Origin of the sequence: Uliginosibacterium sp. 31-12, assembly GCF_030548425.1 — a bacterium.
In the GTDB taxonomy this organism is placed as follows: Bacteria; Pseudomonadota; Gammaproteobacteria; order Burkholderiales; family Rhodocyclaceae; genus Uliginosibacterium; species Uliginosibacterium aquaticum.
Window position 1 is genome coordinate 716163 of record NZ_JAUOOA010000001.1, and the last position, 25819, is coordinate 741981.

Here is a 25819-nt window from a genome sequence, read left to right on the forward strand (position 1 = left end):
TCTCAGGCGGCGAAGCTGAACAGCTCCGGCTGGTTGTGGCGATAGGTACGCAGCCACATCAGGGTGGCCGGGACCAGCGAGAGCACGGCAAACCACAGCGCTTCGTCGCAAGGCTGGCCGGTTTGTCGCAATTGGCGGGCGGTGCTGCGCCAGCCATCCCAGGCCAGCTCCGGCATGGCCTCATGCAGTTCGGGGGGCAGTTGCGCGAGGCATTCCGCCAGCACCTGCAGCAGGCGCGTGGCTTCGACGCGGGTGATGCGCGAGTGGAGCAGCTCTTCCTTCTCCAGCCCTTCAGCCAGAATCAGCACAGAGCTACCGGCCTCTTCGATGTTGGCGAGGGTGGCGGCATTGAAGAGGGCATTGGCGGGGGCGTTCATGATCCGGGTTCCGGGTGTGAGGTGATCCTGCCGAGGCTCGACCGCCGTTGTGGCCTCAGGCGGCAATACCTCTTTGACGTGCGGGCTCTGCCGGCTGAAAGCGCTTCTGATCGAGTTCAAGGGCCGGCCCTGCGCAAGCATGAGGCCAGACCTTCAAGCCCTTCAGGCACCGATGCGATTGACGAAATTCAGCGGGCCTTCCTTCTGGTTGAGGGCGCCGCATTTCGTGCACTTCCAGTTCACATCAAAAGCCTGTTCGGAACAGCCTTCAACATAAGTCTGGCGGCAGCCGGTGGTGGAGCAGGCGGTGCAGCGATACAGCTGGCCGTTGCACTTTGCAGCCTGGCCGCCTTTGCGGTAGCCAGTGCACAGTTGGCGATCGGCCTTGATAGCGTCGTAGCTCATGATGGGTTCTCTCTGTCGGGGTTGGTATTTTTGTTTTCAGCCGGGGCAGAACGCGTCCGGGAAGCGCAGACGAACATGCGTTGAGCAGCACTCAATCAGGATTGAGTCGCGCAGTAGCTTCCCGGATATGTTTCACATGAAGCTGAGAATTTCGATCGTTACATCCTCTTCGCCCATCTTGGCCTGACAGGCCAGACGCGATTTGGAGCTGACACCGACCAGGCCATCGAGGGTGGCGTGCTCGGGGCGTTCGGCCTTGGAGAGGCTCTTGCGCCCTTCGAGCACGAAGACGTGGCTGGCTTCGCAGCCGCCAGTGCCACCACAGGTACAGCCGAGCTTTTCACCGCTGGCAAGGATGGTGGAGAGCAGGACGGTGCCGGAGGGGACTTCGGCGGTCTTGCCGGAGGGCATGAGGGTCAGAACGGGCATGACAGGGCTCCTTGAGGGTTAGGCAGCTTGAAGTTCAGCCGTGCTCGCCGTGAGTTGGGCGACGAACTCGGCAAGGGGAAGCGGAATACGGGTGATGTTCTGCTCGGCGATGAAGAGTTTCTCCATGCGGGTGAGCTCTTCGGGCATCACGGCCCAGTGCTGACCCGAGGAGCGCTTCATGATTTGGCGCGCGAAGCTGCGGGTGAGCTGATCGTTGAAACGGCAGCCAACGAAGAGGAAATTCTTGCCTGTGCGCAGCCCCTGGATTTCGGCCGGGATCGGGGTCTGGATATCGATCTCGGTGAGTACTTCAACGTAATCGGTATCGGAGACGAGGTAGTTGGCCGCCGGGCTGCTGCTGCCGATGGGCTTGTAGAGCAGGGTTTTCCATTCCGGCGCGCGTTCGGGTACGGCATTGCCGTTGCCGTCGTACCAGCCGGTCCAGGTGCCGAAGTGTTCGGACTGCGACAGGCCCTGGACTTCGCCCCATTTCACCCCCTTGTCCTGCAGTGCGCGGGCCATGGCTTCGTCATACCAGGTATCGACGATCAGCGGGAAGCCCTGGGCGGCGAGCCAGTGATGAAAGGGTGAGGGCACCGGCTCGGCAAGGAAGGCGGCGTTCATCTGGTCGATCAGGGTCTTGCGATGCTTGAAGTTTTCGATGAACTGGGCGGACTGAGTGAGCCGGGTGCGGATCTTGTGTGGCACCGAAACCTTGGCAGTGAGAAGCGCCACCAGGGCTTCCGGGGTGTTGGGTACGGCGTAGTCCGGCGCGAGCGAGAGCACGTCTGGCCCGAGGTAGGGAATCAGGGTGCCGGCGCGCAGGCTGGCTTCGAGTTCGGTAGGGAGCGTCATGGCTGTGTCCTCGGGAGAATGGAAGGGCGGATCTCAATAGATCGGCACGCCAGCGCCGACGTTGGTGGCAGCATCCTTGAGGGTGCCGACGACGAAACGGATTTCGTCCTCGTCCAGGAAGCTGTGAAAGGGCAGGGCCAGGGAACGATCGGCGATGCGCTCGGTGTTGGAAAGCTGGCCCTTGGCGTAGCCGTAGCTGGCGTAGTGGAACTGCTGGTGCAGGGGCCGGCTGTAGGCGGCCACTTCCACCGCCTCGTCGTCCAGATCCTCGATGAGTTGGGTACGCGCGCTGGCCGTGAAGCGCTTGCCCAGGTGCACCACGTAGAGCATCCAGTGCACTTCGGTGACGCCCTCAGCGATGTAGGGCGGCTTGATGCCTTCGAAGGTCTGCATGATCTGGTGATAGAGGGTTTCGACCTGCTTGCGCCGCGCCAGAATCTCGTAGATGCGCTCGAGCTGGGCGATGCCGACGGCAGCCGCGATATCGCTCAGGCAGGCCTGTAGCGGCACGCGGCTGCCCACCGAGACGGACATCCGGTCGGCCAGCGAGTGCGAGCGCAAATAGCGCAGCTCGGAAGCCAGGCGGGCATCGTCGGTGAGCACCATGCCGCCTTCGCCGCAGGAAATCGCCAGCGGTTGTGAGAGATCGAAGATCGAAATGTCGCCGAAGCTACCGACCATGTCGTCGTAATAGCGCGAGGCGATGGCCTCGGAGGAGTCCTCGATCAGGCTCAGACCGTGCTGATCGGCCAGGGCGCGGAATTCGTTCCACGCCGCCGGATGCCCGTTGCAGTTGTTGACCAGGATGGCGCGGGTTTTCGGGCCGATCTTTTCGGCGGCCTTGGTGGGCGAGAGGCAACCAGACCAGTAGTCGATATCCGCCAGCACCGGGGTCGCGCCGACGTGGACGATTGCGTGCGCAAGGTGATGCCAGCTGTAGGCGCTGGCAATGACTTCGTCGCCAGGTCCGATCCCCAGTGCCCGCAGCGCCATCCAGGCGCCCGCCATGCCGCTGGAGACCGCTACCGCATACTTGCGCTCGTGAAAATCGGCAAACACTGATTCGAAGGCTTCAACCATGCTGCCACTGGACAGATGGCCCGAGAGCAGGGCGTGCTGCACCAGCTGCGTTTCGCGCTCGGCGGTGTCGGCTACCGAGAGGGGGATCCAGTCGCTGTCCATGCTCAGACTCCTCTGGCTTACATTTTCTGGGTGAGGACGATGCCGGCCGCGAGCGCCGGATCGCGCGTTACCGACCAGCAGTGGCCATCGCTTTCCATCAGGAACAGGGCGCGCTCGCCGATGTTCAGCGCGGGCTCTTCATGCTTCATGTCCATGGCATCGACCGATGAAACGCGCAGGCCTGGCAGTGTGGTGCGCACTGCACTCACGGCGGCGCCGAGGCTTTCGGCGGCGAGGGTGAGGCGGGCGACCTGGGTGAGTTGTTCGGCAGTGATGGCCATCATGCTTCTCCCGACAGACGCTTGGCCTCCACCGTGATCGGCAGGCGGGTGTCTGCAGCCATCTCAGGCAGAGCCATTTCCCAGCCATTGCCGAGGGTGACCATGCCGCCCCACATTTCTGGGCGTTCCATCGACACGATGGGCTCTTCGAGGTCCTTCTTGGGGACGTAGAGGGAGAGTTCGCCCTTGGCGTTCTTGCGGATCATGACTTTCATGGTGGCGTGCTCCCGTGGTGAGTGTGTTAGCCGAGGGCGGCTGCCGGCATGGGCTGTGAATGGCACATGCCCTGCAGTACTTCGGCAAGGCGTGAAAGCTGGTGGGCTTCGGTATCGCTGCCCAGTGAAAGGCGCACCGCACCGAGCGCCAGTGCGGGTTCAACGCCCATCGCCAGCAGCACATGCGAGGGGTCTGAGCCGCCCGAGGAGCAGGCGGCGCCGGAGGATGCACAGATGCCGGCACGGGCGAGTTCGCCGAGGATCTTGTCGGCGGACAGGCCGGCGATGCTGAGGCTGGTGGTGTTAGGCAGGCGGCGTGCGGCGCGGCCATGGATCACGCAGCCGGGAATCCTTGCCAGCACCGATTCAAGGCCTTCGCGCAGGCTGGCGAGGCGAGCAGCTTCGGCCACCTGGCTGGCCATGGCGTGGCGCGCGGCCGCTGCGAAGCCGGCGATACCAGGCAGGTTTTCGGTGCCGCCCCGGCGAGCCCGCTCCTGCTGGCCACCCAGCAGCACCGGCCAGCTGAGGCCTTTGCGGATCAGCAGGGCGCCCACACCCTTGGGGCCATGAAACTTGTGCGCCGAGAAAGACACCAGGTCCACATGCCAGCGCGAGAAACTCAGGGGCAGCTTGCCCACCATCTGGGTGGCATCCACATGCACTGGCACGCCGCGGCCGCGTGCCAGCTCGGCCAGGGTTTCAACCGGCTGGAGCACCCCGGTTTCGTTGTTGGCGGCCATCACCGAAACCAGCGCAGCATCTTCATGCAGCGCGTGCTGGAGGGCTTCGGGGCGGATCCGGCCGGCGCCATCCACATCCAGCAACACCACCTCCACGCCTTGCTGGCGCAGTTGCAGGGCGGACTTCAGGTAGCCCGAGTGCTCGATGGCCGAGAGAATCACGCGTTGAGGCGCACCCGGGCGGCGCAGTGCGCCGAGCAGGGCATGGTGATTGGATTCGCTGGCGCCGCTGGTGAAAATCAGCTCCACCGGCTGGGCATCGACCAGTGCGGCCACCTGGGCGCGGGCGCCGGCGAGGAGGCGCTTGGCCTCTTCGCCGAGGGTGTGCTTGGAGGAGGGGTTGCCCCAGCAGGCCAGCGCGGCGGTCATGGCGTCCACGACTTCGGGCAGCGGGCGGGTGGTGGCGTTGTTGTCGAGATAAATCATGGCCAGAACACCCTTTCCTCGTCTTCACACAGGATCTTCAGCAATGCCTCGAGCCGGGTGGCGGTGGCGTGGATGAGCCAGCCACTGCGGCTTGCATCCCGCGCCAGCAGGCTCCATTCACCCTCATGCCGGCTGAGGCGGGCGATATCGATTACGCCACCGTCCGGATCCACATTGCGCGAGCAACAGGGGCTGGTGATCAGCCAGCCTTCCTCAGTGGTGGTGACAGCGGGTTTCACGTAGCGGTAGCGCTTGCGCTCACCCAGCGCACGGGCGATGCGCCGGCGCGTGAGCTCCCGTTCGCTGACGAGTGGATTCGCCGGCTTGAGGAGGCTGGGCAAGCGGGCCACGGCCATGTGCCTGACTCGCGCCTCACAGAGGCGCGATCTCCTCTTCAAGCACCCCGATCACGCAGGGGCGATTACCCGGCGTGTGGCCGCTGAACTCAACCATGTAGACCGGAATGTTGGCCTCTTCGTGATGGCCGATCTGAACGATTTCGCCCTCAGTGCCGAGGCCAACCAGCAGCGCCTCGGCTTCCACCTCGGGGTAGGAACCATCATTGAAGATCTCGACCTGCGCAGTAACACGCTGGCCCCACTGGAATTTCGCTTCACGCAGCTCGAACATGATCGCGCGCTCCTTCTACAGAAAGGTTCTCTTCATCGGCCGCCTCCACGCCGGGGCGCAGATTCTTGAGGCGGGCGATCTTCTCTTCGCCGAGCGCTTCCATGACGTGCTCCGGCAGCTTGTCGATCGACACCAGCTCGCGTCCGCGCATGCCAACGCGATTGCCGGTTTCGATGAACTCGACGGCGTAGATGTAGTACTGCTGCAGGAAATTGCCGATGCTCGTCACGAAGCCAACATCGCCCTTCTTGGCAAGGACTTCACCGATGTCCTTGCCGCAGTAAGTACCGTCATTGCGGATCGTGTAGCGCGTAACCACGCGCTCGCCATAACTGAATTCGGGCGGTGCGGTGAGTTCCACCGTATCGCTGTCGCGGCTGATATCACCCATGGCAGGCTCCTTCGTGAATGCCCAGTTCCTCAAGGCGCGCACAGGCTGCGTGGCGCACCTCTTCTTCGTGATCGAGCGCGAGGCGGCGGGCCAGTGCCACACCGGCGCGCTGCGCCAGCTCCCAGCGCACTTCCCAGGCCGGATCGCCGGCCATGCGCTCCAGGAAACTCTCAGGCAGGCGCTGCACCACCTCGCGCCGGATCGCCAGTTCGCGGTCGTCGCACAGGCGCAGCAGCTCGGGCATTTCGAGGCGCTTGACCGCTTCCAGCCGAACCTCCCATTCGGAGTCCCGCAGCATGCGCGGCAGCAGGGCCTTGGGTAGGCGACGGGCAACGAGCTTGCGCACGTAGTAGTCCTCGTCATCGGCCATGGCCAGGAGCTCGCTGCCTTCCAGGCGCATCGCCACCCGGATGCGGACCTCGCGGTGTGGATCGCGGCGCAGGCGCACCACCTGGTTCAGTGGCAGACGCACCGCCACCGACAGGCGCACGGTCTCATCCTCATCCCCGATCAGGTGCTGCAGGCGGAACACATCGGCATGGCGGCAGGCAATCGCACGCACTTCGAAGTAGGGATGGTCGAGGTAGTCGTTGCCAAGGCCCGGATTCCACTTGAAGAAGCGGTCGATGCGTTTGGCGTAACGATCATGCACACAAGCGTGGCCACGCTCGCAGCGCGCGGTGGATTCCGCTACCGGGCAGCTTGCGCAATCGAGTTCGCCACCTTCCCAGTCGAGCACCGGGATGTCCGGGTCGTCCGCATGCCATTCGCCATTGATCATCATGCGATCACCTCGCTGCGTTCGTCCTCATCCTCGTAATCGGCATCTTCACGGCCGATACGGGCGATCACGCCAGCTAGCACTTCGTGCCCCACCTTGTTGCGCGGATCGAGCTCGGCGAGCTTGGCGACCATTGCGCGGCCAGCCTCGATCTCGCCCAGACGCAGGGAGAGATAGGCAAGGCCCTTGAGGCTGAAGAGGTAGAAGCGCGGCAAGGCTTCGAGTGCGGTGAAGCGCGGGTCAGGCTGAACCGCGCTCCATTCGCGTGCGACGCCCAGTGCCGCGCTGGCCATGTCCAGCGCCCGCAGGGCAATTGCGCGCGCCTCGGCGATACGGTTGCCGTAGAAGTGGAAGCGGTACAACGCGATCAGGGTGGCCGGGTGCTGCGGTGCCAGTTGATGGGCGCCTTCGAGTAGAGCCTGGGCTTCCGCCACCTGATGGCGAATCATGCCGGCCTGGGCGATCAGGAACTCAGCTTGCGCCGGCAGCCCGGCGCCCAGTACGGCGGCATCCAGCCCGCCGAAATCCAGGTCGTCGCCAGGCAGTTCGTGATTCACCGGGGTGCCGGACATGGTTTCGTCTCCCTGACTCAGCTGCGCCGGATCGAGGCGATGGACACGGTCGCCACCGCCGGTGCCGAGGCGCCATGGCTGTGGCCATGCGCGTGATCGCTCGGGCCGCTGCTGCTGCAGGCGCAGGGCGCCTGGTTCGGGTTGATGAAGCTCAGCCCGCTTTTAGTCGGCGTATCCGTGAAGTCGATCGTCACCCCTTCCAGCAGGAGGCGCGAGGCCGAGGTGAAGAACATCTTCACGCCAGCGACTTCGACGATCGAGTCGCCCGCCTGCGGTGCGGCTTCGACGCTGAATTCGGCATTGAAGCCGGAGCAGCCGCCTTCCGTGACGTGCAGACGGAAGCCGGCGCCTTCAGGCTGGCCGGAGAAGCGCACCATGCGCGAGATGAACTTGTTTGCTGCAGGGGTGAGCGTGACGTTGGTCATGATTTCCTCAGGCGGTTACCAGTGGCAGGATGCATTCATCGACCGGGCAAACCGCCAGGCACTGCGGGGTGTCGTAATCCCCTTCGCACTCGGTGCATTTATCCGGATCGATGATGAAATAGTTTTTCAGCTCGCTGATGGCTTCGTTGGGGCATTCCGGCTCGCAAGCCGAACAACCGGTACACAACTCGGCGATGATCTTGAGTGACATGGCGATCTCTCCTTTTCGGGGGGCGACGAGGGGGAGGGAGGGTGTGCTGGCTCAGGCTGCGGCGGTATAAGCGCCCTGGCGGATCGAGGCATCGCCTCGCGCCTGGTGCTCGATCTCGCCGCTGGCGATGCGCTTCCTGTAATCGGCGAACCAGGACAAAGCGGCCTTCTCGATGAACTCATCGACGTAGGCATCCACCGGTTCGATACCGGCGCCCTTGAGTTCGTCACGCGGGCAGGCGCCGATCTTGGCCACCAGCACGGCGTGGCAATCGTTGATTGCGCGCACCACCGAGGGCAGTTGCTCGTCCTCACCAAAGCCGCCCTGGCAGTACTGATCGACCCGGCGATGGCCCACGAACAGCGCTTCCGCTGCGGAAACTTCGAAGACCTGGAATTCGGTGACGTGACCGAAGTGCTCATTCACGCGGCCGCCGCCCTTGGTAGCCACCGCCACCAGCACCTTGATGCTGTCATCAACTTCCAGCTCGCCTTGCGAAGCCAGTGCTTCGACCTTGGCGGCGTGCTGGGCCTGGCGTTCGGTTTCGACCTTGTCCTGATAGCTGCGGCGACGATCAAGGTCATACACCACTTCCATCTCCTCGATCTTGTCGAGGGTGAATTCTTCGCTGCGGTCCTCGCCCAGCAGGCCAACGGCATCCGCGCGGCACTGACGGCAGTGACGCATCAGGTTGGCGCCGCCCATGCAGGCGTCCTGCACGGCCTTGAGCTCTTGTGCGCTCGGGCCACGCTGGCCGTTGAGACCGAAGTAGGTGCCGTGTTCCGGCTCGGAGATCAGCGGCATGATGTTGTGCAGGAAGGCGCCACGGGCCTTCACTGCCTTGTTCACCTCGATCATGTGCTCGTCATTCACGCCAGGGATCAGCACCGAGTTGATCTTGGTGAGCACGCCGCGTGCGGTGAGCATTTCGAGGCCTTTCATCTGCTGCTCGTGCAGGATGCGGGCGGCCTCGACGCCGGTGACGCGCTTGTGGTCCCAGAAAATCCACGGATAGATCTTGGCGCCGATCTCGGGGTCGACCATGTTGATGGTGATGGTCACGTGATCGATGTTGTATTTGCAGATCTCGTCGACCAGATCAGGCAGGGCCAGGCCGTTGGTGGAGAGGCACAGCTTGATGTCCGGCGCCTGCTCCTGAAGCATGCGGAAGGTTTCAAAGGTTTTCTTCGGGCTGGCCAGCGAATCACCCGGGCCGGCGATGCCGAGCACCGTCATCTGCGGGATCTCGCTGGCGACGGCCAGCACCTTCTTCACCGCCTGCTCGGGGGTGAGCTTCTGGCTCACCACGCCCGGACGCGACTCGTTGGAACAGTCGTACTTGCGGTTGCAGTAGTTGCACTGGATGTTGCAGGCCGGTGCCACCGCCACATGCATGCGGGCGTAATGGTGGTGAGCTTCTTCGGAGTAGCAGGGATGGTTCTTGACCTTGTCCCAGATCTCCTGCGGCATGTCATCCGGGCCGCCGGAGGTGCCGCAGCTGGCTTTGCCTTCACCGCCATGGGTGCCACAACCACCGCCGGTGGCGGGCAGATCTGCGGGAGCTGCCAGGGCATTGCCACTGGACTTCAGGTCGGCGATGTTGATGTAACTGGCGGCAGCTTGCATGGCGGACTCCTTGATCTTCTTGACGCGGGCATTGGGGCGGGTGATTCCCACATAGCCAGTTCCGTGCCACGCCGTTTATTTGCTTTAAATCAAACACTTGAGAGGTTTTGTCGGAATTGCGCAGGCGCGACAAAACAGGCAATCGCGACGACAAAGCGAACAGGGCTGACAGGCATGCGTCAGCTTTGGCCGATCTGCGCCGCAGCAGAAATGAGAAGGCCGCCCGAAGGCGGCCTCGCGTATTGCGGCATCTGATTTCAGATCGGCTGGCTGGCAGCTTCCATGCGTTGCAACAAGTCCTCGTTCAGCGCCAGCGCGAATTCGCGCCACAGCGCTGCCAGATCTCGGCGAATCGCTTGTACATAAGCGTGGTTCAGCGTCTGTTCCAGGGGAAAACCGGAGATGGCGCAGGAGCTGGCGTTATGCGTCTGGGCCTGGCTCAGCAGATCGGTCGAAAAGCCCATGAATGGCGCCAACAAGGCGGGCGTGAGACTTGCACGGCCATTTTCAACAACGGCTTCGGCGAGTTCCAGCGGCAGCGTGTGCAGGTATTCCAGGGCCTGTTTGTAGGTGCCCGCAACCACCTCGGTCAGCACCAGTTGCGTGATGTCTTCACGCTGCTGCCGGATCAATGCCTGCTTGAAACCGAAGACATATTTGTCGATCGACTCCTCGCGCAACAAGGCCACCATACGCGCAAATTTTTCAAGCCCGAGATGGTTGTCCCGCAGGTCGGCGCGCGAGGAGTGGCGCAGGGCGGTGGGCGCCGAGAGTTGCTGCCAGATGCGTGCGGCGGCATCCAGCGCACCTTCGAGATAGCCGGCCGATTGCCCGGCGGTTTCGCTGCCCCCAAAGATCAGTTTGTCGCCCCACTGGGGCGCGGCCAATTCGGCCACGCCATCCTGGGGATGGGCGGCAGGCTCGGCGATATCCAGCGCCGAGCAGGTAAAAGGCTCCTGAGCCCAGTCGCGCATGAACAACTCGCCCTCGGCGGCGGCCGGGCCGAAGAGCTGGGCGAACTGGCTGAAGACCATCAGCTCATGTACCCGGCTGACGGCGATGCGTACCGCTGGGGGCAGGGCCGAGATGCCGCCCAGCGCGGCCGGGCTGCCGTTCTCGCCGCAGGCATCGAAGACTTCGCCCAGCACGGCCTGGGCGTGGGTCACGAAGGCGTTGCCGGCTAGCCCGCTGCTGCGCCAGAACGGCAGCGGATAACGGGCCACGGCCTTGCACTGCGCGGCCATCCAGGTGGGTGTGGCGTGCAGTGTGGTGTGCAGGGTCGAGGCCAACTCAGGTGCGAAAGCGATGCGGGTGCTTGCAAGGCGTGGCGGCAGGGCCAGCACCACATGGCGCGCGGTGATGCGCAGCGCTTCAGTGCCGTTCCAGCACTCCGCCTCGATGTGATCCGGGTACGCCTGCAGCTTCTTCACTTCCAGCCCAAGGCGCACACGCTCGGGTGCCAGGCGCTGGGCCAGGGCCTGAACCAGCGTGCCCATACCGCCGCCAAGGCGCCGTGCCTGGATGTGCACACTGCTCTGTGGCAGCGGCTCGGGGCTGCCGTCCCCCTTGGAGAGATGCAGGATGGTGCCGCTGTCATGCTGTGGGAAGCTGGAGAGCCCCAGCTCGGCGACCAGGCGCGTGATGCGCGGCTGGGTGGCGGGCCAGAACCAGGTCGGGCCGAGATCGGCCGCTGCCGCCGTGGCGGTTTCAGGCACGCTCTCGATACGCCCGCCAAGGCGCTGGCGCGCATCGATCAGCAGATAGTCATGCCCGGCAGACTGCAGTTTTCCGGCCAGGCTCAGCCCACAGAGCCCGGCACCAACGACAAGCGTATCCAGCATGATTCTGCTCCCCGTGTGAAGTTCATCAGGCGGTTACTTGCAAGCTTGATGCCATGCCGGTGATTCCGGTTTGGCGTGTCGCGGTGGCGTGCACAGGGTGTTGCCGCGTCACTTTTGTCACTTTCGGCTGAGCGCCCTGGAACATATCTTTCAGACAAGCTGGGCGCGCCTGAACGAAACCCCAGGCCCAGCCTGTTTTACTGCAAGGAGGGGCCTTGCGTACGAGTCTTGCTAGGAGAGCTGCGAGCCGCGTTTATCCAACCCCCTGTTTGCCTCCAAGGAGCTGTCATGGATCTCGTCTACAAAACCCGTGTATTCAGCCAGGGTGGCCGCAATGGCCGCGTGCAGAGTGAAGACGGCCTGCTCAAGGTGGATCTGGCCCAACCCGCCGAAATGGGTGGCAAGAAGCCGGGGGCCAACCCCGAGCAGCTGTTTGCTGCGGCCTATGCCGCCTGCTTCGAGAATTCGGTGCGCCACATCATCCGTGCCGACCGCCTGCCGGTGAAGGGCTGCATGGTCGAAGCAGAAGTGTCGCTGTACAAGAATTTCGAGGATGCCTACCGCTTCTCGCTGTCCTTCGCCACCATCCTGCACGGCATTGATCAGGTGACGGCCGATTCGCTGGTCGAGCGGGCGTTGAAGGTCTGCCCCTACACCGATGCCACCAAGAACAACATCACCGTGAAGGCGGTGGCTGTACTTGAAGCCCCCGCAACCGCCTGAGATGCAGGACACACCGCCCGCCGAACTCCCGCCCGACCTGCCGCCACCCAGCGTGGCGGATCTCGTGCGAGCCTATCATCGCCGCACCAAGCATCGCTTCGAGCGTTATGCCGCCGGCCCGGAAACGCTGGATTGGGACGATCAGCCGGCTGCTTTCCGCCATTTCGAGGGCGTCCGGAGCATTCCCTTGCCGCTCGCTGAGCCGACGCAGCAGGGCGCGCTTGGCGAAGCCTTGCGGCGGCCTTTTGCAGCGCCCGTGACGCAGCATGTTCCGTTTGATCTGGCCAGCCTGGGGGCTTGCCTGCATCTGGCGCTGGGCATCACGGCCTGGAAGCGCTATGGCCCGGATCGCTGGGCGGTGCGCGCCAATCCTTCCAGTGGCAACCTGCATCCGGTGGAGGCCTACCTGATCGCCTGCGAGGTGCCGGGCCTCGCCAATGGTCTCTATCACTACGAACCCGAACAGCATGCGCTGGAGTGCCGCGCCCGCCATCTTTCGACTGGCTCCCTGCCACCCGGTCTGCATATTGCGCTGAGCTCGGTGATGTGGCGGGAAGCCTGGAAATACGGTGAGCGCGCCTTCCGCTATTGCCAGCTCGATACCGGCCACGCCATGGCGGCACTGCGCTATGCCTGCGCTGCCATGGGCTGGAGCCTCACCGCGCAGCCTCAGCTCGATAATCACCTGCTGGCCAGCGTGCTGGGCCTCGATCGGCTGGCTGACTTTCCCGCCCGCCGTGCGCAAGCGACCGAGCTGGAGGAAGCCGAAGTACTGCTCAGCCTCGGCTTGGATAACTCGCCCGCCCCAGTGCCCACGGCCCGTGCCCTGCGTGCAGCCAGCAGTTCAGCGGTTTGGATGGGAACGGCCAGCAGCATCGATCGCCACCCGATGTATCACTGGCCAGTGATCGCGGAAGTGGCAGCGCTGACCCGCGAAGCCCTGTGCACCACGGCACGCCAGAGCAGCCTGGCCTTGCCGCCAGGGCAGGGCGGTGAGCACGAAAATGCGGCCTCAGGGGAGGGCCCGGGCTTTGCCGAAGTGGTGCTTGGGCGGCGTAGCGCGCAGCACTTCGATCCGGCTTTCCGCATGCCACGCACCGCCTTCATGCACCTGATGAGTCGCCTCATGGCGCAACCGGCGGCCCCCTGGGATGTGCTGCCAGCCGTATGGGAAATGCATCTGCTGCTTTTCGTGCACCGGGTTGAAGACTTGCCCTGCGGTGCTTATCTGCTCACCCGGGGGAAGGCCGGCAATGCCTTGCAGCAGCGCCTGAACCAGCACTACACCCTGAGTCCCGTCGCAGGCCTGCCGCCCGGCCTTGATCTGCAACTCATCGCAGCCATGGAGGCGCCCGCTTTACAGCGCCTCGCGCGCAGCCTGCATTGCCATCAGGACATCGCCGCCCACGCCAGCTTCGCGCTGGGCATGCTGTGCGAATTCGATCCGGCGCTGGAAGCCAGCCCCGCAAGCTACCGGGAGCTCTTCCGCCAGGCGGGTCTGCTCGGCCAGGTGCTGTATCTCGAAGCAGAGGCCATGGGCCTGCGTGGCACCGGAATCGGCTGCTATTTCGACGATGCGGTGCACGAGATGCTGGGCCTTGAAGACACGCATTACCAATCCCTCTACCACTTCACTGTCGGCAAGCCACGGCTGGACGAGCGCATCGAGACACTCGCCGCCTATGCCGACAGGGAAACGGCCGTTTCAACCGCCCCCAACGTCACAGCAGAGCCCATCATGAGCACCACGGAAGAAGCCTCTCCGGAAATGTCCCCCCGATTTCAGCGCATCAGCGCCCAGCGCGCTGCCGAGCTGATCCAGCGCCATCGCCAGGCCAGCCCACCGACCCTGGCGCTGTTCGATACACGTGATCGCATGAGCTTCGACGCGGGTCATATTGCCGGCGCCCAGTTTCTCAGTGACGCCAGCTTTGGCCAGATCATGGCCGGCCTGCCGCGCAGCACACCGATCATGCTGTACTGCTTCCGCGGCAATGCCAGCCAGACCTGGGCCGGCATGTTCGCGGACTTCCGCTACACCGAGGTGTATAGCGTCGATGGCGGCCACGATGCGCTGGCAGCGGCGCTGGCGCAGCCCGCAGCGCCCGTACCTGCTGGCCCGCCCGGTGAGCCCAGCACACCATTGCGCAATTTTCTCAGTGCCCGAGGTTTCACACTGGAGAAGCTCAATGAAGCCCGCGAACATGGGCTCACGCCACTGATGCATGCCGCCTGGCGCGGGGAGGTGGCCTTGCTCCGCGAGCTGATCGCGCTGGGCGCCGACGTGCAGTGCCGTAATGCCGATGGCAACAACGCTGTCTGGCTGGCCTGTGTGACGGCGAGCGAAGAGGCTGTGCGCGCATTGGCCGAAGCCGGCGCACAGCTCGATAGCCGTAACGACACCGGTGCCACCGCGCTGATGTACTGCGCCTCCAGTGCCAAGCCCGCGATGCTGGCGCTGCTGCTCGAGCTTGGCGCTGATCCAATGGTGACGAACTTTGACGATGCGCGTGCCGTGGATCTGTGTGCCAGCCTCGAATGCCTGAATCTGCTGCGCCATACCGCCGATTTGCCCACCTGATACGCAGTACCGCAAGGAGAAGCACCATGAGTGACTTGCTGCAAACCAACCGCGTGATCCTGGCGCATTTCGATTCCTACAGCGCCGCCTTGCTGTTCGCACGCTGGGAGCATGGCCTGCTGGGCCCGGCCGCACTGCCAGCCACGGCAACGCCGGCAGCGGCTCCCGCACAGATTGCGCCTGAGCATGAAGGCGCGGCGGTGCTCCAAGCCGCAATCGCTCATTACGGGCTGAATCCGGCTGAAGTCACCCGCATGGAGGATTTCGATGCCTGGTATCAGGAAGAGGGCCAGCTGATCCGTGTGCATGTGCTGCGTTTTACCGGCTTCGAAGCGCCGGCGGAGCTAATCGCAGAGCAGGGCGGAGTCATGCGCGCCATCAGTGCCCTGCGCGGTGCCGCGATGAGCGAGCTGCTCTTGCTGCGCGAGGTTTTCAATATCCTGGTCGGCGGCGCCCAGCGCGCCACGACCTAATCAGCAAGGGGCTGGACCATGAGCAGAATCGGCATTTTCTTCGGCACCGAAACCGGCACGACGCGCCTGATTGCCAAGAAACTTCACAAACTGCTGGGCGACGAGATCGCCGACAAACCGCTCAATGTCAATCGGATAGCGCCTGCGCAGATGCTGGCGTACGACTGTTTGCTGCTTGGCACACCCAGCTATGGCGTGGGGCAGATTCCCGGGCGCAGCGCGGGCTGCCTCGAATCGAGCTGGGAGGAGTTTCTCGCCGAGCTGCCGGAGGACCTTAGCCTCGCCGGCAAGCGGATCGCCTTCTTCGCGCTCGGCGCCCAGGAACGCTATGCCGAGCGTTTCGCGAGTTCGCTGCGACTCGTGCATGACGCATTCAAGAAGCGGGGTGCCGAAATCGTCGGCCAATGGAGCACCGAAGGCTATGTGTTCGAGCATTCGGCTTCAGTGGAAGATGGAAAATTTCTCGGCCTGATTCTTGATCAGCGTACCCAGAGCCAGCTCACCGATACGCGCCTCGCGGCCTGGCTAGAAGAGGTGAGGCCCTTGCTGCTGGAGAAGATTGCGCTTGAGGGTGTGGCGAGCTAGCGCGTATTTTTCCAGCCAAGAGAAGCCAAGGTGCGTTCAAGCCCGCAGTAAGGGCCTTGATGCGCCATCAATTGATGGTTGGATCATCCGTTCTGAAATGACATGCTTACGCTGCTGTTGATATGATTTCAGCGTATTGGTTGCCATGCTCAGTCGGCGGCAATCGGCCATGTGCGGCCTGTCGCCTTCTCCATGAAGCGGTCATTCAGATGACCGCTTCACTTGGAAACCAGCCAGACAGCCTACACGTGCAAGTCGGCCAATCCGGCCGTACAGCCTGCGTCGAATATGTGACTGATGTCCGAAGGTTAAATGACGTTGGCGCTGGCGCGGCATAGAAGGGAAGATTCCCAATCCGGCAAACTCACGCACTCGACCATTCGCATCACCAGCTGCGTATTTTTTCCTTTAGCGGAAGGCAAAACACCAACAAAAGGCGTCGAGGGGCTGCGTGGTGAACTTCAAACGGCGAGTTCTTCTAGATTTCCGACATTAGTCAGACTCTTTGGTATTTCTCGTACGGCATGGAGCATCCTCAGCTGATATCCTTCGGCTTCCGACCTACCGATCACAAGGTGATTGCCGTGTCTACGCCCCTAAACGCATCCGCTACTCCAGCTGGCGCCCTCATGTCCAGCTCAATGTTTGAGGTTCCACCGTATCAGCGTGAGTATGCATGGCAAGAAGATGAAGTTTCAGAGTTCTGGAGCGATCTTCGGGACGCCTTGCCGTTAGACACATACTTTCTCGGCCTGGTAATTCTTACCGATGAAGATGGACCCCGCAGGCATGTAGTCGATGGCCAGCAACGGCTCCTCACGTTAACCCTTCTGGCCGCCGCCCTGTATCACGAAGCCATGCATTCCGGCAGAAATGCGTTGGCCGATCGCCTGAAAAGTGATTTCCTTTTTTCTATCGACTACGCGACTGACGAAATTTTGCCTCGCGTCAGGCTGACTGACACCGGGGATAACGAGACCCTCCAAGAAATATTGACTTCGGGCTCAGAGAAACTTCAGAAGGGCCTTATTGACGAAGTTTCTGTGTCACAGCGGCTGGGAGAGTCGTTCGCTTTCATACGAAAGAAGCTACGCGAAGACTTGGCTCGAGACCCTTTTCAGAGGCTCGGTCTTTGGACGGAGTTCATTACAAACCGGTTGTACTTTGCGGTCTTCATTCATCCTGACGCCGCCGCCGCGTATCGCGTTTTTGAAGTCATCAACACGCGCGGTCGCGAACTCACCACGGCAGATTTACTAAAAAACTATGTATTGAGCCAGACCGCTCCAGATCAGCGTGAATCCCGTTATCACGAGTGGCAGCGTATTGCCAAACCATTTTCCCAGTATGGATCGAATACATTCGTTCAATTCATACGCCACATCGTCACGGTACAGGCTGGTCATGTTCTTCCCAAGGATCTATATGCTTTTCTTGCTCAACGCACGCAACATGCGGACAGGGAGCCGCCTTCTATCGATAGGTTGATGAATCAGTTATGGGATAGCTTGCCCCTTTACGCGCAGATGATGGATCCTTCGCTAGACGGTCCCGCCGACACCGAAGCTCTGAGAGTGTTCTCCGCACTTGAGAACCTCGGCGTCATCGCCGTTAGGCCGATTCTTCTTGCGATATCCGGAACGCCGGACGCAATCGCTGGAATGCAATACATTCTAAAGCTAGTAGTAAGACGAATCGTTGTCGGGAACCTCGGCACGGGCAACGTTGAGCGGCGGTTTGGTGAGGCCGCGAGGCAAGTATTCTTGAATAGTGATTGGCACGCAGCGGAACGGGAACTAGCCGAACTCAATCCGAGTCGCGACGAATTTCTTGCGCGAGTAGGAAGCCGTTCGTTCAACAAGGGCACGCTTTCTTTCCTTCGTCGTTCAGTAGTGCAAGAGACCATAACGCCGACTCAAGATGGGACGCTGCAATCCATCATGCCCCGCCAGCAAGAAATATGGCGTGGATTCACCGAAGAGGATGCCGCTTTTTGGAGTAGCACGTTAGCAAACACCTTCCTTTCTACTCAAGAACGCCGCCCCAAAGAGGCTTTGGACTGGCAAGGTTTCAAGACAAGCCTTCTCCCGACAGGAGTCGAAGGAGAATGGAAGCAGCAACTAGGGGAGCTAAATGAATGGAATTCAGAGGTTCTTCAGTCTCTTAATGAAGAGTTGGCAAAAGCTGCAAGCGATATTTGGTACTAGCCCAGCAATGGATAAGCTCAATAGCCTCGAAGAGTTGCTCGATCGATGCACGCCGATTCGCGCTGTCGAAGCGCTTCACCAGAGTATCGCTCGCGCAGCTTCATCGGAAAGATCATTTGAGAATACAGCCGTTGGCCTCGATGCTAGTGTTTTCTTGAGACTTGCCTCACATCCAAAGCGAGATGATATTGTTGATTATCTCGACGCTAGGCTAGTCGGTCCGTTAATCCTGCCCGGACAAGCCATCCAAGAGTTCTGGAACAACCAACTCGCAGTAGTTTCGACCGTAGCGGATGGGCTTAAGAAAAAGTTTGATGCACTACGAGTCGAAGTGGAAAAGCTCGATTCGAAATTCGTCGCGTACGCAGACAAAATGGATCATTTGTTGAACGAATTCTCGGACGAATATGGATTTGCATACGACCCAGCGACTCTCCGTTCAATGAGCACAGTTCTTCAGGTCCTCGAACGGAAGGCTTTCGTCCCGTTTGTACCTAGAGTTCGCTTTCATGAGATTGCCATCACAAGGAAGCGCACCAAGACACCTCCCGGCTTTAAGGATGATGGTGATGGAGACTTCTATACGTGGGCAGATTTTCTGCTTGGCTTGCTTGAGGCTAGAGAGAAAAACTATCGCTTTGATCATGTAATTATTGTCACCCAAGACCGGAAGATCGATTGGAGCAGGGACGGAGCAGCACATCCGATATTGAGGGCAGAAATTTACCAACTATTCGGGGTAAATTTCGAACTCTGGACCATCGATCAGCTTGCCAAAGCAGTCGGTGGCCAGACTCCAGCTCTATCGACAAAATCGGTTGACCAAAAAATGGAGCCTACGTCGTAGCGGCCAGCTTTCACGATTCCAAAGGTTGACCTGCATATAGCCGCCTTTCGTCGAGTCCTTGGCCAACAGCCGTTGTGGCCGAACAGGAGTAGTCCGCCTCAAGTCATGAATGACCGCTATGCTCAAATCACCTGCCGCCGACAGCGCATTAGGCTGACCGTCCGCACCGGGTCGAAAGCTGCTCAGCGGAGTGGGCGGATACCGTGAGCGCGTTCATCCAGTGAGCCCGGCAGGCGCTCGCGAATGACCCGATTTCGCACTAGGGTAATGAAGCCGCCGTTGCACCGGGTCTGGGATCGTTCGGCGTTTCAGATGAGCTGACAGCCTGCTTCGAGCAGACGCGGGATGGCGTGAATCTCGCAGTCCAGGCCAACTTCGTCGAGCACCTGTTCGGCGGCGACCGGGCTGGAAAAAACGTATTGCCAGATGCTGCCTTCCCCGGCGTGCTCGAACCAGTTGCCCTCGGGCTGCCGGTGGAGCAGGCCCAGCACATAGCCTGCGCCTGCGAGGCGCAGGCCGGCGCGCCCCATGTCGGCCTCGAAGGCGGTGTATTGCCCGCCCTCGAGCTCGGCGATGATTTCCCAGGCGTGTGCTTCGTCGGTGAGCTGCTGGTAATCCTGTACCGGATCACTGGCTGCGCGGCCGAGCGTTTCGCCACGCCCGGCGAGGCAGGCCTGCATCAGTGCCGCCAGGGAGGCCGCTGCCTGTGCCTGAAGGCCGTCGATGGCCTGTACACAATTGTCATCCTGGTCAAAAGCGTAGAGATGCACGCCGGTGGCGTTTTCGATGGCCTGTACGGTGGCGATGCTGGGCATGGTGCGGCTCCTGTGAGAGATGCCTTCTTCTAGCAAGATCCGAACCGCATCAGGCTGCAGCACTGGCGGCTCAGAAGGTCCACACCAGACAGCGATTGTTGGCCGGCATGGCCCGATCTTCAATGAGCGTGAGACCCTGTGCCTCCGCCAGGGCGCAGACGGCTTCGAAATCACGGATGCCCCGATGCGCACCGCCAGCCTTGAGCCACTGGTCGAACTCGGCATTGCTGGGGCTGCTGTACTGCCCGCCGTAGTTGAACGGACCGTAGATCACGAGGCGAGCAGGGCGCTCCAGCGCGTCCGGCAGGCGGGCGAAGAACTGCTCCACTTCATGCCAGGCCATGATGTGGAGCGTGTTGGATGAAAACACTGCGTCATAGCCGCTCGCCGGCCAGGGTTCGCTCACGTCCAGTTGTAGCGGTGGCAAAGTGTTAGGCAGAGCGGCACTGGCCAGCCAGGCTTCGATGCCGGGCAGGGCTTCGGTTCGTTCGCTGCATTGCCAAGCCAGATGCGGCAGGGCGGCGGCGAAGTGGATGGCATGCTGGCCGGTGCCACTGCCAATCTCGAGTACCTTGCGGCACCCGGCGAAGTGTTCGCGCAGCACCTCAAGAATGGGCTCGCGGTTGCGGGCGACCGAGGGCGCGTCGGGTCTGGAATGATTCATCTTCGGATGTGAAAAGGGGTGGGTCGCCATTGTCGCTGCGGGTGATCGCGTACAGAAGCATGTCGCGTGGCCGACTCGAAATATTGGGGTGCAGGGTGTGGCATGCGAGGCGCCCTTCTTGGCGCAGGCTGGCTTTCTCGAGCATGCGCGCCGAGGCGAGATTATCCACATCACACAGCGCCTCGATGCGTTGCAAGGAGGGCTGAGTGAAGGCCGTGGCGAGCAGGGCGCGCAAGGCGTCGCTCATCAGACCGCGCCCCCAGTGAGTGGGGGTGAGCATGCAGCCCAGGCGCAGCAGGTGGGGCTCGATTCGGGTGAGCTGGAGCAGACCGATGACGGAGCCATCTTCTTCGATGAGCCAGGTCCAGCCGGCCCCACGATCCCAGCGCAGCAGATCGAGGCTGATCAGCTGGCGGGTCTGGCGTAGCTCGGCGTGTGGCGCCCAGCCCAGGTAGCGGGTGACCTGTGTTTCGCCTGAGAGGCGCGCGAAGACGGCTTCTGCGTCGGACGGCAGGGGTTTGCGTAGCAGCAGGCGCGGCGTACGCAGTTCGGCTGGTGGCCAGTTCATCCTGAAACCGAGCCTGCCTGACGCGCAAGGCTTGCCGGCAGCCGCTCAGAAGCGCGGCACGTTGATGTCGTATTTCTTCAGCGCGTAGCCCATCTGGCGGCCGGTGATGTTGAGCAGGCGCGCGGCCTTGGCGCGCACGCCGCGGGCTTGCTCCATGGCCCAGATCAGGCGCTCGCGCTCGCCCTCGGGCTTGCCGTCGCCGACGGCCGGCTCGGCGGGCCGCGCGCCTGCCTGGCCGGGCGCTTGCGGTGCTTCGTAGCTAATCATCTCGGTTTCCGCCGGGGCGACAGCGTCATCCTTCTTCACGAAGTGCAGGACCTGCGTCAGGCAGCGGTTGTGGGTGCAGGGGAAATCCTGCATGTCGACCCTATCGTTGCGGGTCATGGTGGCCACGCGCTCGATACAGTTTTCGAGCTCGCGCACATTGCCCGGCCAGTAACAGTGCTGCAGCACGGATTGCGCCGAGTCCGTGAGCGCGATGTGGCGATCATTCTCGGCATTGAAGCGTTGAATGAAGTGACTGGCCAGCGCAGGAATGTCGTTCGGGCGCTCACGCAGGGCCGGCAGGAAGATGCTGATCACGTTGATGCGGAAATACAGGTCGGAGCGGAAGGTGCCGGCGCTGACCATTTTTTCCAGGTTGCGGTTGGTGGCGCAGATCAGGCGCACATCGACCTTGATCGGTTTGCTGCCGCCCACCCGCTCGAACTCGCGTTCCTGCAGCACACGCAGCAGCTTGGTCTGGAACGCTGCGGAGATGTCGCCGATCTCGTCCATGAACAGGGTACCGCCATCGGCCATCTCGAAGCGCCCCTTGCGCACGCCGGCGGCACCGGTGAACGCGCCTTTCTCGTGGCCGAAGAGTTCGGATTCGAGCAGGGTTTCGGAGAGCGCCGCGCAGTTGACCTTGATGAAGGGCTGATCCTTGCGGGGGGAGAGCTCGTGGATCGCGCGGGCGATCACTTCCTTGCCGGTGCCGCTCTCGCCGCGCAGCAGCACGGTGGAGCGTGAAGGTGCAACCAGGTGGGCTTCGGCAAAAACCTGCTGCATGCGATCGGAAGCGCCCACTACATTGTCGAGCGTGAAGCCGGCAGGGCGGGCGTCTCGCTCCTGCTCGGTTTTCAGCACCAGGCGCTCGCGCTCTTCGGTGACGATGCGGCGCAGGGCAACGGCCTGACCAACCAGATTGGCCACCATGCTGAGCAGGCGCACATCGCGGCCGAAACCGCCGTTACCGTCTTCGTCCTTGCGGTCGATCGTGAGCACGCCGATCACATTGGTGGTGGCGCGGATCGGCACGCCAATGAAGGCTGTCGGCACCACATCGGTTTCGCTGAGCGATTGGGTGCGGTTCAGGAACAGGGGCTCCTGTGAAATATCCGGGATCACATTGGGCGAGCCAAGCGAGTAGATCCGCCCGATGACTCCTTCGCCGGGGCGATAGCGCGCAGCCTGCGCCTCGGCCACAGTGAGGCCGACCGAGACCGCCAGCTCCAGATCTTCGGCCTCGTCATCCTTGAGCAGCACCATGCTGCGGCGAAACCCGAGCAGGGACTGGAGCACGTTGAGGGATTCACGCAAGGTCCGGCTGACATCCAGGGATGAACTGAGGATCTTGCTGATCTCGTAGATGGTGACCAGCTCGAGCGAGGCTCGTTTGTCCACCAGGTTTCCTGTCGTCGCAATCATGGGGGAGATCCTCTGCTAGGCGAGACAGCTGGGGGCTGGCGCTGTCTCTTTTCCGGTGCAGGTCTGGAAGAAAACGTGCCTGGATCCGGTGACTGATCTCTAGCAAATGATGTGCCGAAAGGGCTGGAAAATGACCTTATAAATCCTAAGGCCTTGTGTGATGGGCTTCACGCCGGATACACGCGTTTCGCGTCAGCGGCGCAGCCGGGCAGGGCTATGCATCAGAGCGGGGCAACACGCACCGGGATGGTCCTCGTCCTCTGTTCTTGAACAGGCCAAACGCTTGTCTGGTAACCCAAAAGTGACATTGTGGACACAACAATCTGGCACGGACTCAACAGACCATCGGCTTACATGCCCGAAGACCGCCTCACGGGGGGCAAGCACGGTCTGGCACAAGGCTTGCGCTGAGGCAGGCAGATTCAGGTGGAGAACATCATGGCTTCCCAGCAAGTTCGCATTCTGGCCATTCGCGGCAACACCCTCTTGGTGGAGAGCAGCGCGGCTTCGGCCTGCGGCAGTTGCCATAGCAAGCAGCAGTGCGGGCAGGACGCCGGCACGCCGCATGAAATCCGGGTGGCTCCGGAGCAGATGGCTTCGCTGAGAGTGCTGGACACGATCAGCGTGAGCCTGCCTTCCGGCCAGTTGCTGCGCATGGCTATGAGCGCTTATCTGCCATCGCTGGCGGGTTTGCTGGCGGGACTGTTGATTGGTAGTGCCAGCGGCAGTGATGGCCTGACTGCGCTGAGCGGGGCGATCGGGTTCTGTACAGGCCTGGGCCTGACCCGCCTGCTCGGGCACAAAGCACGCACCGTTCTCCACGAAGTGCGAGCGGTGCAAGGTGCTGCGCGCACTGGCTGTGCAGGTTGAGGGGATTGTCTTCCCAGAGTCAGGCCTGAAAGGGGGATGGGGCCTGTGCGGCTGAATCTGCAGCCCGAGGGCTCATTCTGAGTACATGAATTCTGTAGGGCCGGCTTCAGCCGGCCGGGCCCAAAAGCTCACGGGCACCCATGCGGCCCGGGCTGCAGTTGCCCGAGCCGACTTCGGAAGCTTTACTCGCGGGCGTGATTGCGCGTATGCACTGGCAATTCCACGGTGAGATCGCTGTCGCCCAGCTTTACGCAACAGGCCAGACGCGAGCTCGCTTCCAGCCCCCAGGCGTCGTCAAGCTGGTCCTCTTCTTCATCACTCGGGGCTGCAAGGCTGGCACCACCGGCGCGCACATACACATGGCAGGTGGCGCAGGCGGCGACTTTCTCGCAGGCATGCTCGATTTCGATACCGGCGCCGAGCAAGGCATCACACAGGCTGCTGCCATGACGGGCTTCGATACGGGCGCCCGTTGGGCACAGTTCCGGATGTGGCAGCAGGGTGATGGTGCTCATGCGGATAGCTCCGTCAGCAAGGTGCCGGCGAGTGCGCTGCGGATGCTGGCATCCATGCGTCGCTCGGCAAAGGTGGTCGAGGCTGCGTTGAGGCCTTCGGTGACGCGCTTGAGGGCGGCCGTATCGTTTTCGCTCTCAAGCGCTTCGGCCAGTGCGTACAGCGCTTGCTGCACCCTGGCGTACTCGTCGTGACTGAGCAGGGCGTGGCCGTTTTCGGCCAGCGCTGCCTCGGTGGCGTCGAGCAGGCGGCGTGCATCCACCTGGGCTTCGCGCAGCATGCGGGTGGCCATGTCGGTATCGGCCTTGCCGAAGGCATCCATCAACATGCCGGCCACCTGTTCATCGCTGAGGCCGTAAGAGGGCTTGACCTGGATCTGCGCCTCGACGCCGGAGATCATCTCGCGCGCCGCCACCGACAGCAGGCCATCCGCGTCGATCTGGAAGGTGACGCGGATGCGTGCTGCGCCCGCCACCATGGGCGGTATGCCGCGCAGATCGAAGCGCGCCAGCGAGCGGCAGTCCGCCACCAGCTCGCGCTCGCCCTGCAGCACATGAATGGCCATGGCGGTCTGGCCATCCTTGAAGGTGGTGAATTCCTGTGCGCGCGCCGTGGGGATGGTGGAATTGCGCGGAATGATCTTCTCGACCAGCCCGCCCATGGTCTCCAGGCCCAGCGACAGCGGGCACACGTCGAGCAGCAGCCAGTCATCTCCGGTGCCGCGATTGCCGGCGAGGATATTGGCCTGCACGGCAGCGCCAAGGGCCACCACTTCGTCCGGATTGAGGTTGTTAAGCGGCGCGCGGCCGAACAGCTTCGCCACGGCTTCCTGCACCTGCGGCATGCGCGTGGAGCCTCCCACCATCACCACGCCATCAACGTCTTCGGCCGTCACGCCCGCATCGCGCAGGGCCTTGCGCACCGGCGCGAGACTGCGTCCGATCAGATCGTGGGTCATGCTTTCAAACTGCACTCTGGCGAGCTCCAGCGAGAAGGCGCGGCCATCGGCTAGCTCGCCACGAATGACGGTGCTGGCAGCATTCGAAAGCGACTCCTTGGCGCGCCGTGCCAGCGCCATCAGCAGCCGGGTATCCTGCGGGGTCTGTGTCTCCAGACCGATTTCGGCGCGCATCCAGTCAGCGATGCGATGATCGAAATCGTCGCCACCGAGGGCAGCGTCGCCCGAGGTGGCGAGCACTTCAAACACGCCGCGGGTGAGTTTGAGAATGGAGATATCGAAGGTGCCGCCGCCCAGATCGTAGATCGCGAACGTGCCTTCGGATGCGTTGTCCAGCCCATAGGCAATCGCCGCCGCAGTAGGCTCGTTGAGCAGACGCAATACGTTCAGGCCGGCGAGCTTCGCTGCATCCTTGGTGGCCTGACGCTGGGCATCATCGAAATAGGCGGGCACCGTGATCACCGCCCCGACCAGTTCGCCCCCCAGCGAGGCCTCGGCACGGCTGCGCAGGGCTCTCAATATCTCGGCTGAGACTTCGACCGGGCTCTTGGCCCCGGCACGCGTATTCAGACTCAGCATGCCCGGCGTGTCCAGCAGCTCGTAGGGTGTGCTGCCGGAGGCTGTGAGGTCTGCCAGCTGGCGGCCCATGAAGCGCTTCACCGAAACGATGGTATTGCGCGGATCGGTCACCTGTTCGGCCTGGGCCGCATAGCCCACTGTGATGCCACCGGCCTCCTCGCCGTAGCGCACCACCGAGGGCAGGAGCATCTTGCCGGCCTCGTCAGGCATGACCGTAGTCACCCCACTGATCACGCTGGCAACCAGCGAATTGGTCGTACCAAGATCAATGCCTACAGCCAGACGATGCTGGTGCGGGGCAGCGCTCAGGCCGGGTTCGGCAATTTGCAGCAAGGCCATGATTCATCTCCATCGAGGCGC

30 protein-coding genes are annotated in these 25819 nt (G+C 62.4%); 7 read left to right on the forward strand and 23 right to left on the reverse strand.

Translation table 11 applies throughout. The features are described 5' to 3' along the window. Positions 1-2: 2 nt before the first annotated feature. The 17 genes from Q3Y64_RS03335 to Q3Y64_RS03415 form a co-directional block, all read right to left on the reverse strand. Positions 3-377, reverse strand: a complete 375-nt coding sequence (locus tag Q3Y64_RS03335; RefSeq protein WP_101943587.1) for a hypothetical protein — start codon at positions 375-377, stop codon at positions 3-5. A 162-nt stretch (positions 378-539) separates the two neighbouring features. Then, positions 540-782 (reverse strand): hypothetical protein, encoded by a 243-nt coding sequence (locus tag Q3Y64_RS03340; protein ID WP_101943589.1) that lies wholly within the window; start codon positions 780-782, stop codon positions 540-542. Positions 783-914: 132 nt separating this feature from the next. After that, positions 915-1211, reverse strand: a complete 297-nt coding sequence (locus tag Q3Y64_RS03345) for a 2Fe-2S iron-sulfur cluster-binding protein (protein WP_101943590.1) — start codon at positions 1209-1211, stop codon at positions 915-917. 18 nt (positions 1212-1229) lie between these two features. After that, positions 1230-2066 carry an SIR2 family protein gene (locus Q3Y64_RS03350; RefSeq protein WP_101943592.1) on the reverse strand — a complete coding sequence of 279 codons (837 nt, stop codon included), beginning with the start codon at positions 2064-2066 and terminating at the stop codon, positions 1230-1232. Between the two features lie 33 nt (positions 2067-2099). Beyond that, positions 2100-3248: a DegT/DnrJ/EryC1/StrS aminotransferase family protein gene (locus Q3Y64_RS03355; protein WP_303560117.1), complete on the reverse strand. Its 1149-nt coding sequence runs from the start codon at positions 3246-3248 to the stop codon at positions 2100-2102. A 17-nt stretch (positions 3249-3265) separates the two neighbouring features. Then, entirely contained in the window at positions 3266-3532 is a 267-nt protein-coding gene (locus Q3Y64_RS03360; RefSeq protein ID WP_216821767.1) for a hypothetical protein, read from the reverse strand. Then, positions 3529-3744: a putative nitrogen fixation protein NifT gene (gene nifT, locus Q3Y64_RS03365; RefSeq protein WP_101943597.1), complete on the reverse strand. Its 216-nt coding sequence runs from the start codon at positions 3742-3744 to the stop codon at positions 3529-3531. The genes Q3Y64_RS03360 and nifT overlap by 4 nt, the downstream gene beginning before the upstream one ends. Positions 3745-3770: 26 nt before the next feature. After that, a complete protein-coding gene (locus Q3Y64_RS03370) occupies positions 3771-4910 on the reverse strand; it encodes a cysteine desulfurase family protein (protein ID WP_303560118.1) in 1140 nt (379 codons plus the stop codon). Beyond that, positions 4907-5266 (reverse strand): hypothetical protein, encoded by a 360-nt coding sequence (locus Q3Y64_RS03375; RefSeq protein ID WP_101943600.1) that lies wholly within the window; start codon positions 5264-5266, stop codon positions 4907-4909. The genes Q3Y64_RS03370 and Q3Y64_RS03375 overlap by 4 nt, the downstream gene beginning before the upstream one ends. 16 nt (positions 5267-5282) lie before the next feature. Continuing rightward, complete coding sequence (locus Q3Y64_RS03380; protein WP_101943602.1) at positions 5283-5540, reverse strand: nitrogen fixation protein NifZ; 258 nt, start codon at positions 5538-5540, stop codon at positions 5283-5285. After that, positions 5524-5931, reverse strand: a complete 408-nt coding sequence (locus Q3Y64_RS03385) for a nitrogen fixation protein NifZ (protein ID WP_101943604.1) — start codon at positions 5929-5931, stop codon at positions 5524-5526. Before Q3Y64_RS03385 ends, Q3Y64_RS03380 begins: the two co-directional genes overlap by 17 nt. Beyond that, positions 5924-6715 (reverse strand): 4Fe4S-binding leucine-rich repeat protein, encoded by a 792-nt coding sequence (locus tag Q3Y64_RS03390; protein WP_216821768.1) that lies wholly within the window; start codon positions 6713-6715, stop codon positions 5924-5926. Before Q3Y64_RS03390 ends, Q3Y64_RS03385 begins: the two co-directional genes overlap by 8 nt. Further along, positions 6712-7284: a hypothetical protein gene (locus Q3Y64_RS03395; RefSeq protein WP_101943605.1), complete on the reverse strand. Its 573-nt coding sequence runs from the start codon at positions 7282-7284 to the stop codon at positions 6712-6714. Before Q3Y64_RS03395 ends, Q3Y64_RS03390 begins: the two co-directional genes overlap by 4 nt. A 17-nt stretch (positions 7285-7301) precedes the next feature. Continuing rightward, the gene (locus Q3Y64_RS03400) at positions 7302-7709 is read right to left on the reverse strand and encodes an iron-sulfur cluster assembly accessory protein (RefSeq protein WP_101943606.1); all 408 of its coding nucleotides are present in this window, start codon (positions 7707-7709) and stop codon (positions 7302-7304) included. Between the two features lie 7 nt (positions 7710-7716). Beyond that, a complete protein-coding gene (locus Q3Y64_RS03405) occupies positions 7717-7920 on the reverse strand; it encodes a 4Fe-4S binding protein (protein WP_101943608.1) in 204 nt (67 codons plus the stop codon). 51 nt (positions 7921-7971) lie between these two features. After that, positions 7972-9597, reverse strand: a complete 1626-nt coding sequence (nifB, locus tag Q3Y64_RS03410; RefSeq protein WP_303560119.1) for a nitrogenase cofactor biosynthesis protein NifB — start codon at positions 9595-9597, stop codon at positions 7972-7974. A 206-nt stretch (positions 9598-9803) separates the two neighbouring features. Next, positions 9804-11387, reverse strand: coding sequence for an FAD-dependent oxidoreductase (locus Q3Y64_RS03415; RefSeq protein WP_303560120.1), 1584 nt, complete (start codon positions 11385-11387; stop codon positions 9804-9806). Between the two features lie 288 nt (positions 11388-11675). Here Q3Y64_RS03415 and Q3Y64_RS03420 point away from each other — a divergent pair, with 288 nt between their 5' ends. From Q3Y64_RS03420 to Q3Y64_RS03445, 6 genes are all read left to right on the forward strand, one after another. Next, on the forward strand, positions 11676-12110 hold the full coding sequence (locus tag Q3Y64_RS03420) for an Ohr family peroxiredoxin (RefSeq protein WP_101943611.1): 435 nt from the start codon (positions 11676-11678) through the stop codon (positions 12108-12110). 1 nt (position 12111) lies between these two features. Next, positions 12112-14691, forward strand: coding sequence for a SagB family peptide dehydrogenase (locus Q3Y64_RS03425; protein ID WP_303560121.1), 2580 nt, complete (start codon positions 12112-12114; stop codon positions 14689-14691). A 26-nt stretch (positions 14692-14717) separates the two neighbouring features. Continuing rightward, positions 14718-15164 carry a hypothetical protein gene (locus tag Q3Y64_RS03430; protein WP_303560122.1) on the forward strand — a complete coding sequence of 149 codons (447 nt, stop codon included), beginning with the start codon at positions 14718-14720 and terminating at the stop codon, positions 15162-15164. Positions 15165-15182: 18 nt separating this feature from the next. Continuing rightward, entirely contained in the window at positions 15183-15749 is a 567-nt protein-coding gene (locus Q3Y64_RS03435) for a flavodoxin (RefSeq protein WP_303560123.1), read from the forward strand. A gap of 629 nt (positions 15750-16378) precedes the next feature. Further along, positions 16379-17956, forward strand: coding sequence for a DUF262 domain-containing protein (locus Q3Y64_RS03440; protein WP_303560124.1), 1578 nt, complete (start codon positions 16379-16381; stop codon positions 17954-17956). 7 nt (positions 17957-17963) lie between these two features. Next, positions 17964-18803: a PIN-like domain-containing protein gene (locus Q3Y64_RS03445; RefSeq protein ID WP_303560125.1), complete on the forward strand. Its 840-nt coding sequence runs from the start codon at positions 17964-17966 to the stop codon at positions 18801-18803. Positions 18804-19111: 308 nt separating this feature from the next. Here the strand turns inward: Q3Y64_RS03445 and Q3Y64_RS03450 are convergent, their stop codons facing one another. The 4 genes from Q3Y64_RS03450 to nifA form a co-directional block, all read right to left on the reverse strand. Beyond that, on the reverse strand, positions 19112-19618 hold the full coding sequence (locus Q3Y64_RS03450) for a hypothetical protein (RefSeq protein ID WP_303560126.1): 507 nt from the start codon (positions 19616-19618) through the stop codon (positions 19112-19114). A 70-nt stretch (positions 19619-19688) separates the two neighbouring features. Continuing rightward, positions 19689-20282: a DUF938 domain-containing protein gene (locus Q3Y64_RS03455; RefSeq protein ID WP_303560127.1), complete on the reverse strand. Its 594-nt coding sequence runs from the start codon at positions 20280-20282 to the stop codon at positions 19689-19691. Beyond that, entirely contained in the window at positions 20224-20850 is a 627-nt protein-coding gene (locus tag Q3Y64_RS03460; RefSeq protein WP_303560128.1) for a GNAT family N-acetyltransferase, read from the reverse strand. The genes Q3Y64_RS03455 and Q3Y64_RS03460 overlap by 59 nt, the downstream gene beginning before the upstream one ends. Before the next feature lie 45 nt (positions 20851-20895). Further along, entirely contained in the window at positions 20896-22539 is a 1644-nt protein-coding gene (gene nifA, locus Q3Y64_RS03465) for a nif-specific transcriptional activator NifA (RefSeq protein ID WP_170021382.1), read from the reverse strand. A gap of 438 nt (positions 22540-22977) precedes the next feature. On the opposite strand from nifA, the gene Q3Y64_RS03470 reads away from it, so the two are divergent. Then, a complete protein-coding gene (locus Q3Y64_RS03470) occupies positions 22978-23409 on the forward strand; it encodes a SoxR reducing system RseC family protein (protein ID WP_158239256.1) in 432 nt (143 codons plus the stop codon). A 182-nt stretch (positions 23410-23591) separates the two neighbouring features. On the opposite strand, the gene fdx is transcribed toward Q3Y64_RS03470, so the two are convergent. Together fdx and hscA are read right to left on the reverse strand one after the other, a co-directional pair. Next, the gene (gene fdx / locus Q3Y64_RS03475; protein WP_303560129.1) at positions 23592-23924 is read right to left on the reverse strand and encodes an ISC system 2Fe-2S type ferredoxin; all 333 of its coding nucleotides are present in this window, start codon (positions 23922-23924) and stop codon (positions 23592-23594) included. Beyond that, complete coding sequence (gene hscA, locus Q3Y64_RS03480) at positions 23921-25798, reverse strand: Fe-S protein assembly chaperone HscA (RefSeq protein WP_303560130.1); 1878 nt, start codon at positions 25796-25798, stop codon at positions 23921-23923. Before hscA ends, fdx begins: the two co-directional genes overlap by 4 nt. Between the last annotated feature and the right edge of the window lie 21 nt (positions 25799-25819).

Excerpts from the sequence above, each read along its gene's own strand:
- Q3Y64_RS03440 (WP_303560124.1), top strand. The coding sequence starts at position 16,379 with ATGTCCAGCTCAATGTTTGAGGTTCCACCGTATCAGCGTGAGTATGCA.
- Q3Y64_RS03425 (WP_303560121.1), top strand. The coding sequence starts at position 12,112 with ATGCAGGACACACCGCCCGCCGAACTCCCGCCCGACCTGCCGCCACCC.
- Q3Y64_RS03460 (WP_303560128.1), bottom strand. The coding sequence starts at position 20,850 with ATGAACTGGCCACCAGCCGAACTGCGTACGCCGCGCCTGCTGCTACGC.
- fdx (WP_303560129.1), bottom strand. The coding sequence starts at position 23,924 with ATGAGCACCATCACCCTGCTGCCACATCCGGAACTGTGCCCAACGGGC.
- Q3Y64_RS03470 (WP_158239256.1), top strand. The coding sequence starts at position 22,978 with ATGGCTTCCCAGCAAGTTCGCATTCTGGCCATTCGCGGCAACACCCTC.
- Q3Y64_RS03420 (WP_101943611.1), top strand. The coding sequence starts at position 11,676 with ATGGATCTCGTCTACAAAACCCGTGTATTCAGCCAGGGTGGCCGCAAT.
- hscA (WP_303560130.1), bottom strand. The coding sequence starts at position 25,798 with ATGGCCTTGCTGCAAATTGCCGAACCCGGCCTGAGCGCTGCCCCGCAC.
- Q3Y64_RS03400 (WP_101943606.1), bottom strand. The coding sequence starts at position 7,709 with ATGACCAACGTCACGCTCACCCCTGCAGCAAACAAGTTCATCTCGCGC.
- Q3Y64_RS03380 (WP_101943602.1), bottom strand. The coding sequence starts at position 5,540 with ATGTTCGAGCTGCGTGAAGCGAAATTCCAGTGGGGCCAGCGTGTTACT.
- Q3Y64_RS03345 (WP_101943590.1), bottom strand. The coding sequence starts at position 1,211 with ATGCCCGTTCTGACCCTCATGCCCTCCGGCAAGACCGCCGAAGTCCCC.
- Q3Y64_RS03350 (WP_101943592.1), bottom strand. The coding sequence starts at position 2,066 with ATGACGCTCCCTACCGAACTCGAAGCCAGCCTGCGCGCCGGCACCCTG.
- Q3Y64_RS03395 (WP_101943605.1), bottom strand. The coding sequence starts at position 7,284 with ATGTCCGGCACCCCGGTGAATCACGAACTGCCTGGCGACGACCTGGAT.
- Q3Y64_RS03340 (WP_101943589.1), bottom strand. The coding sequence starts at position 782 with ATGAGCTACGACGCTATCAAGGCCGATCGCCAACTGTGCACTGGCTAC.
- Q3Y64_RS03360 (WP_216821767.1), bottom strand. The coding sequence starts at position 3,532 with ATGATGGCCATCACTGCCGAACAACTCACCCAGGTCGCCCGCCTCACC.
- nifA (WP_170021382.1), bottom strand. The coding sequence starts at position 22,539 with ATGATTGCGACGACAGGAAACCTGGTGGACAAACGAGCCTCGCTCGAG.
- nifT (WP_101943597.1), bottom strand. The coding sequence starts at position 3,744 with ATGAAAGTCATGATCCGCAAGAACGCCAAGGGCGAACTCTCCCTCTAC.
- Q3Y64_RS03375 (WP_101943600.1), bottom strand. The coding sequence starts at position 5,266 with ATGGCCGTGGCCCGCTTGCCCAGCCTCCTCAAGCCGGCGAATCCACTC.
- Q3Y64_RS03385 (WP_101943604.1), bottom strand. The coding sequence starts at position 5,931 with ATGGGTGATATCAGCCGCGACAGCGATACGGTGGAACTCACCGCACCG.
- Q3Y64_RS03335 (WP_101943587.1), bottom strand. The coding sequence starts at position 377 with ATGAACGCCCCCGCCAATGCCCTCTTCAATGCCGCCACCCTCGCCAAC.
- Q3Y64_RS03355 (WP_303560117.1), bottom strand. The coding sequence starts at position 3,248 with ATGGACAGCGACTGGATCCCCCTCTCGGTAGCCGACACCGCCGAGCGC.
- Q3Y64_RS03430 (WP_303560122.1), top strand. The coding sequence starts at position 14,718 with ATGAGTGACTTGCTGCAAACCAACCGCGTGATCCTGGCGCATTTCGAT.
- Q3Y64_RS03445 (WP_303560125.1), top strand. The coding sequence starts at position 17,964 with ATGGATAAGCTCAATAGCCTCGAAGAGTTGCTCGATCGATGCACGCCG.
- Q3Y64_RS03405 (WP_101943608.1), bottom strand. The coding sequence starts at position 7,920 with ATGTCACTCAAGATCATCGCCGAGTTGTGTACCGGTTGTTCGGCTTGC.
- Q3Y64_RS03455 (WP_303560127.1), bottom strand. The coding sequence starts at position 20,282 with ATGAATCATTCCAGACCCGACGCGCCCTCGGTCGCCCGCAACCGCGAG.
- Q3Y64_RS03390 (WP_216821768.1), bottom strand. The coding sequence starts at position 6,715 with ATGATGATCAATGGCGAATGGCATGCGGACGACCCGGACATCCCGGTG.
- Q3Y64_RS03450 (WP_303560126.1), bottom strand. The coding sequence starts at position 19,618 with ATGCCCAGCATCGCCACCGTACAGGCCATCGAAAACGCCACCGGCGTG.
- Q3Y64_RS03370 (WP_303560118.1), bottom strand. The coding sequence starts at position 4,910 with ATGATTTATCTCGACAACAACGCCACCACCCGCCCGCTGCCCGAAGTC.
- Q3Y64_RS03415 (WP_303560120.1), bottom strand. The coding sequence starts at position 11,387 with ATGCTGGATACGCTTGTCGTTGGTGCCGGGCTCTGTGGGCTGAGCCTG.
- Q3Y64_RS03435 (WP_303560123.1), top strand. The coding sequence starts at position 15,183 with ATGAGCAGAATCGGCATTTTCTTCGGCACCGAAACCGGCACGACGCGC.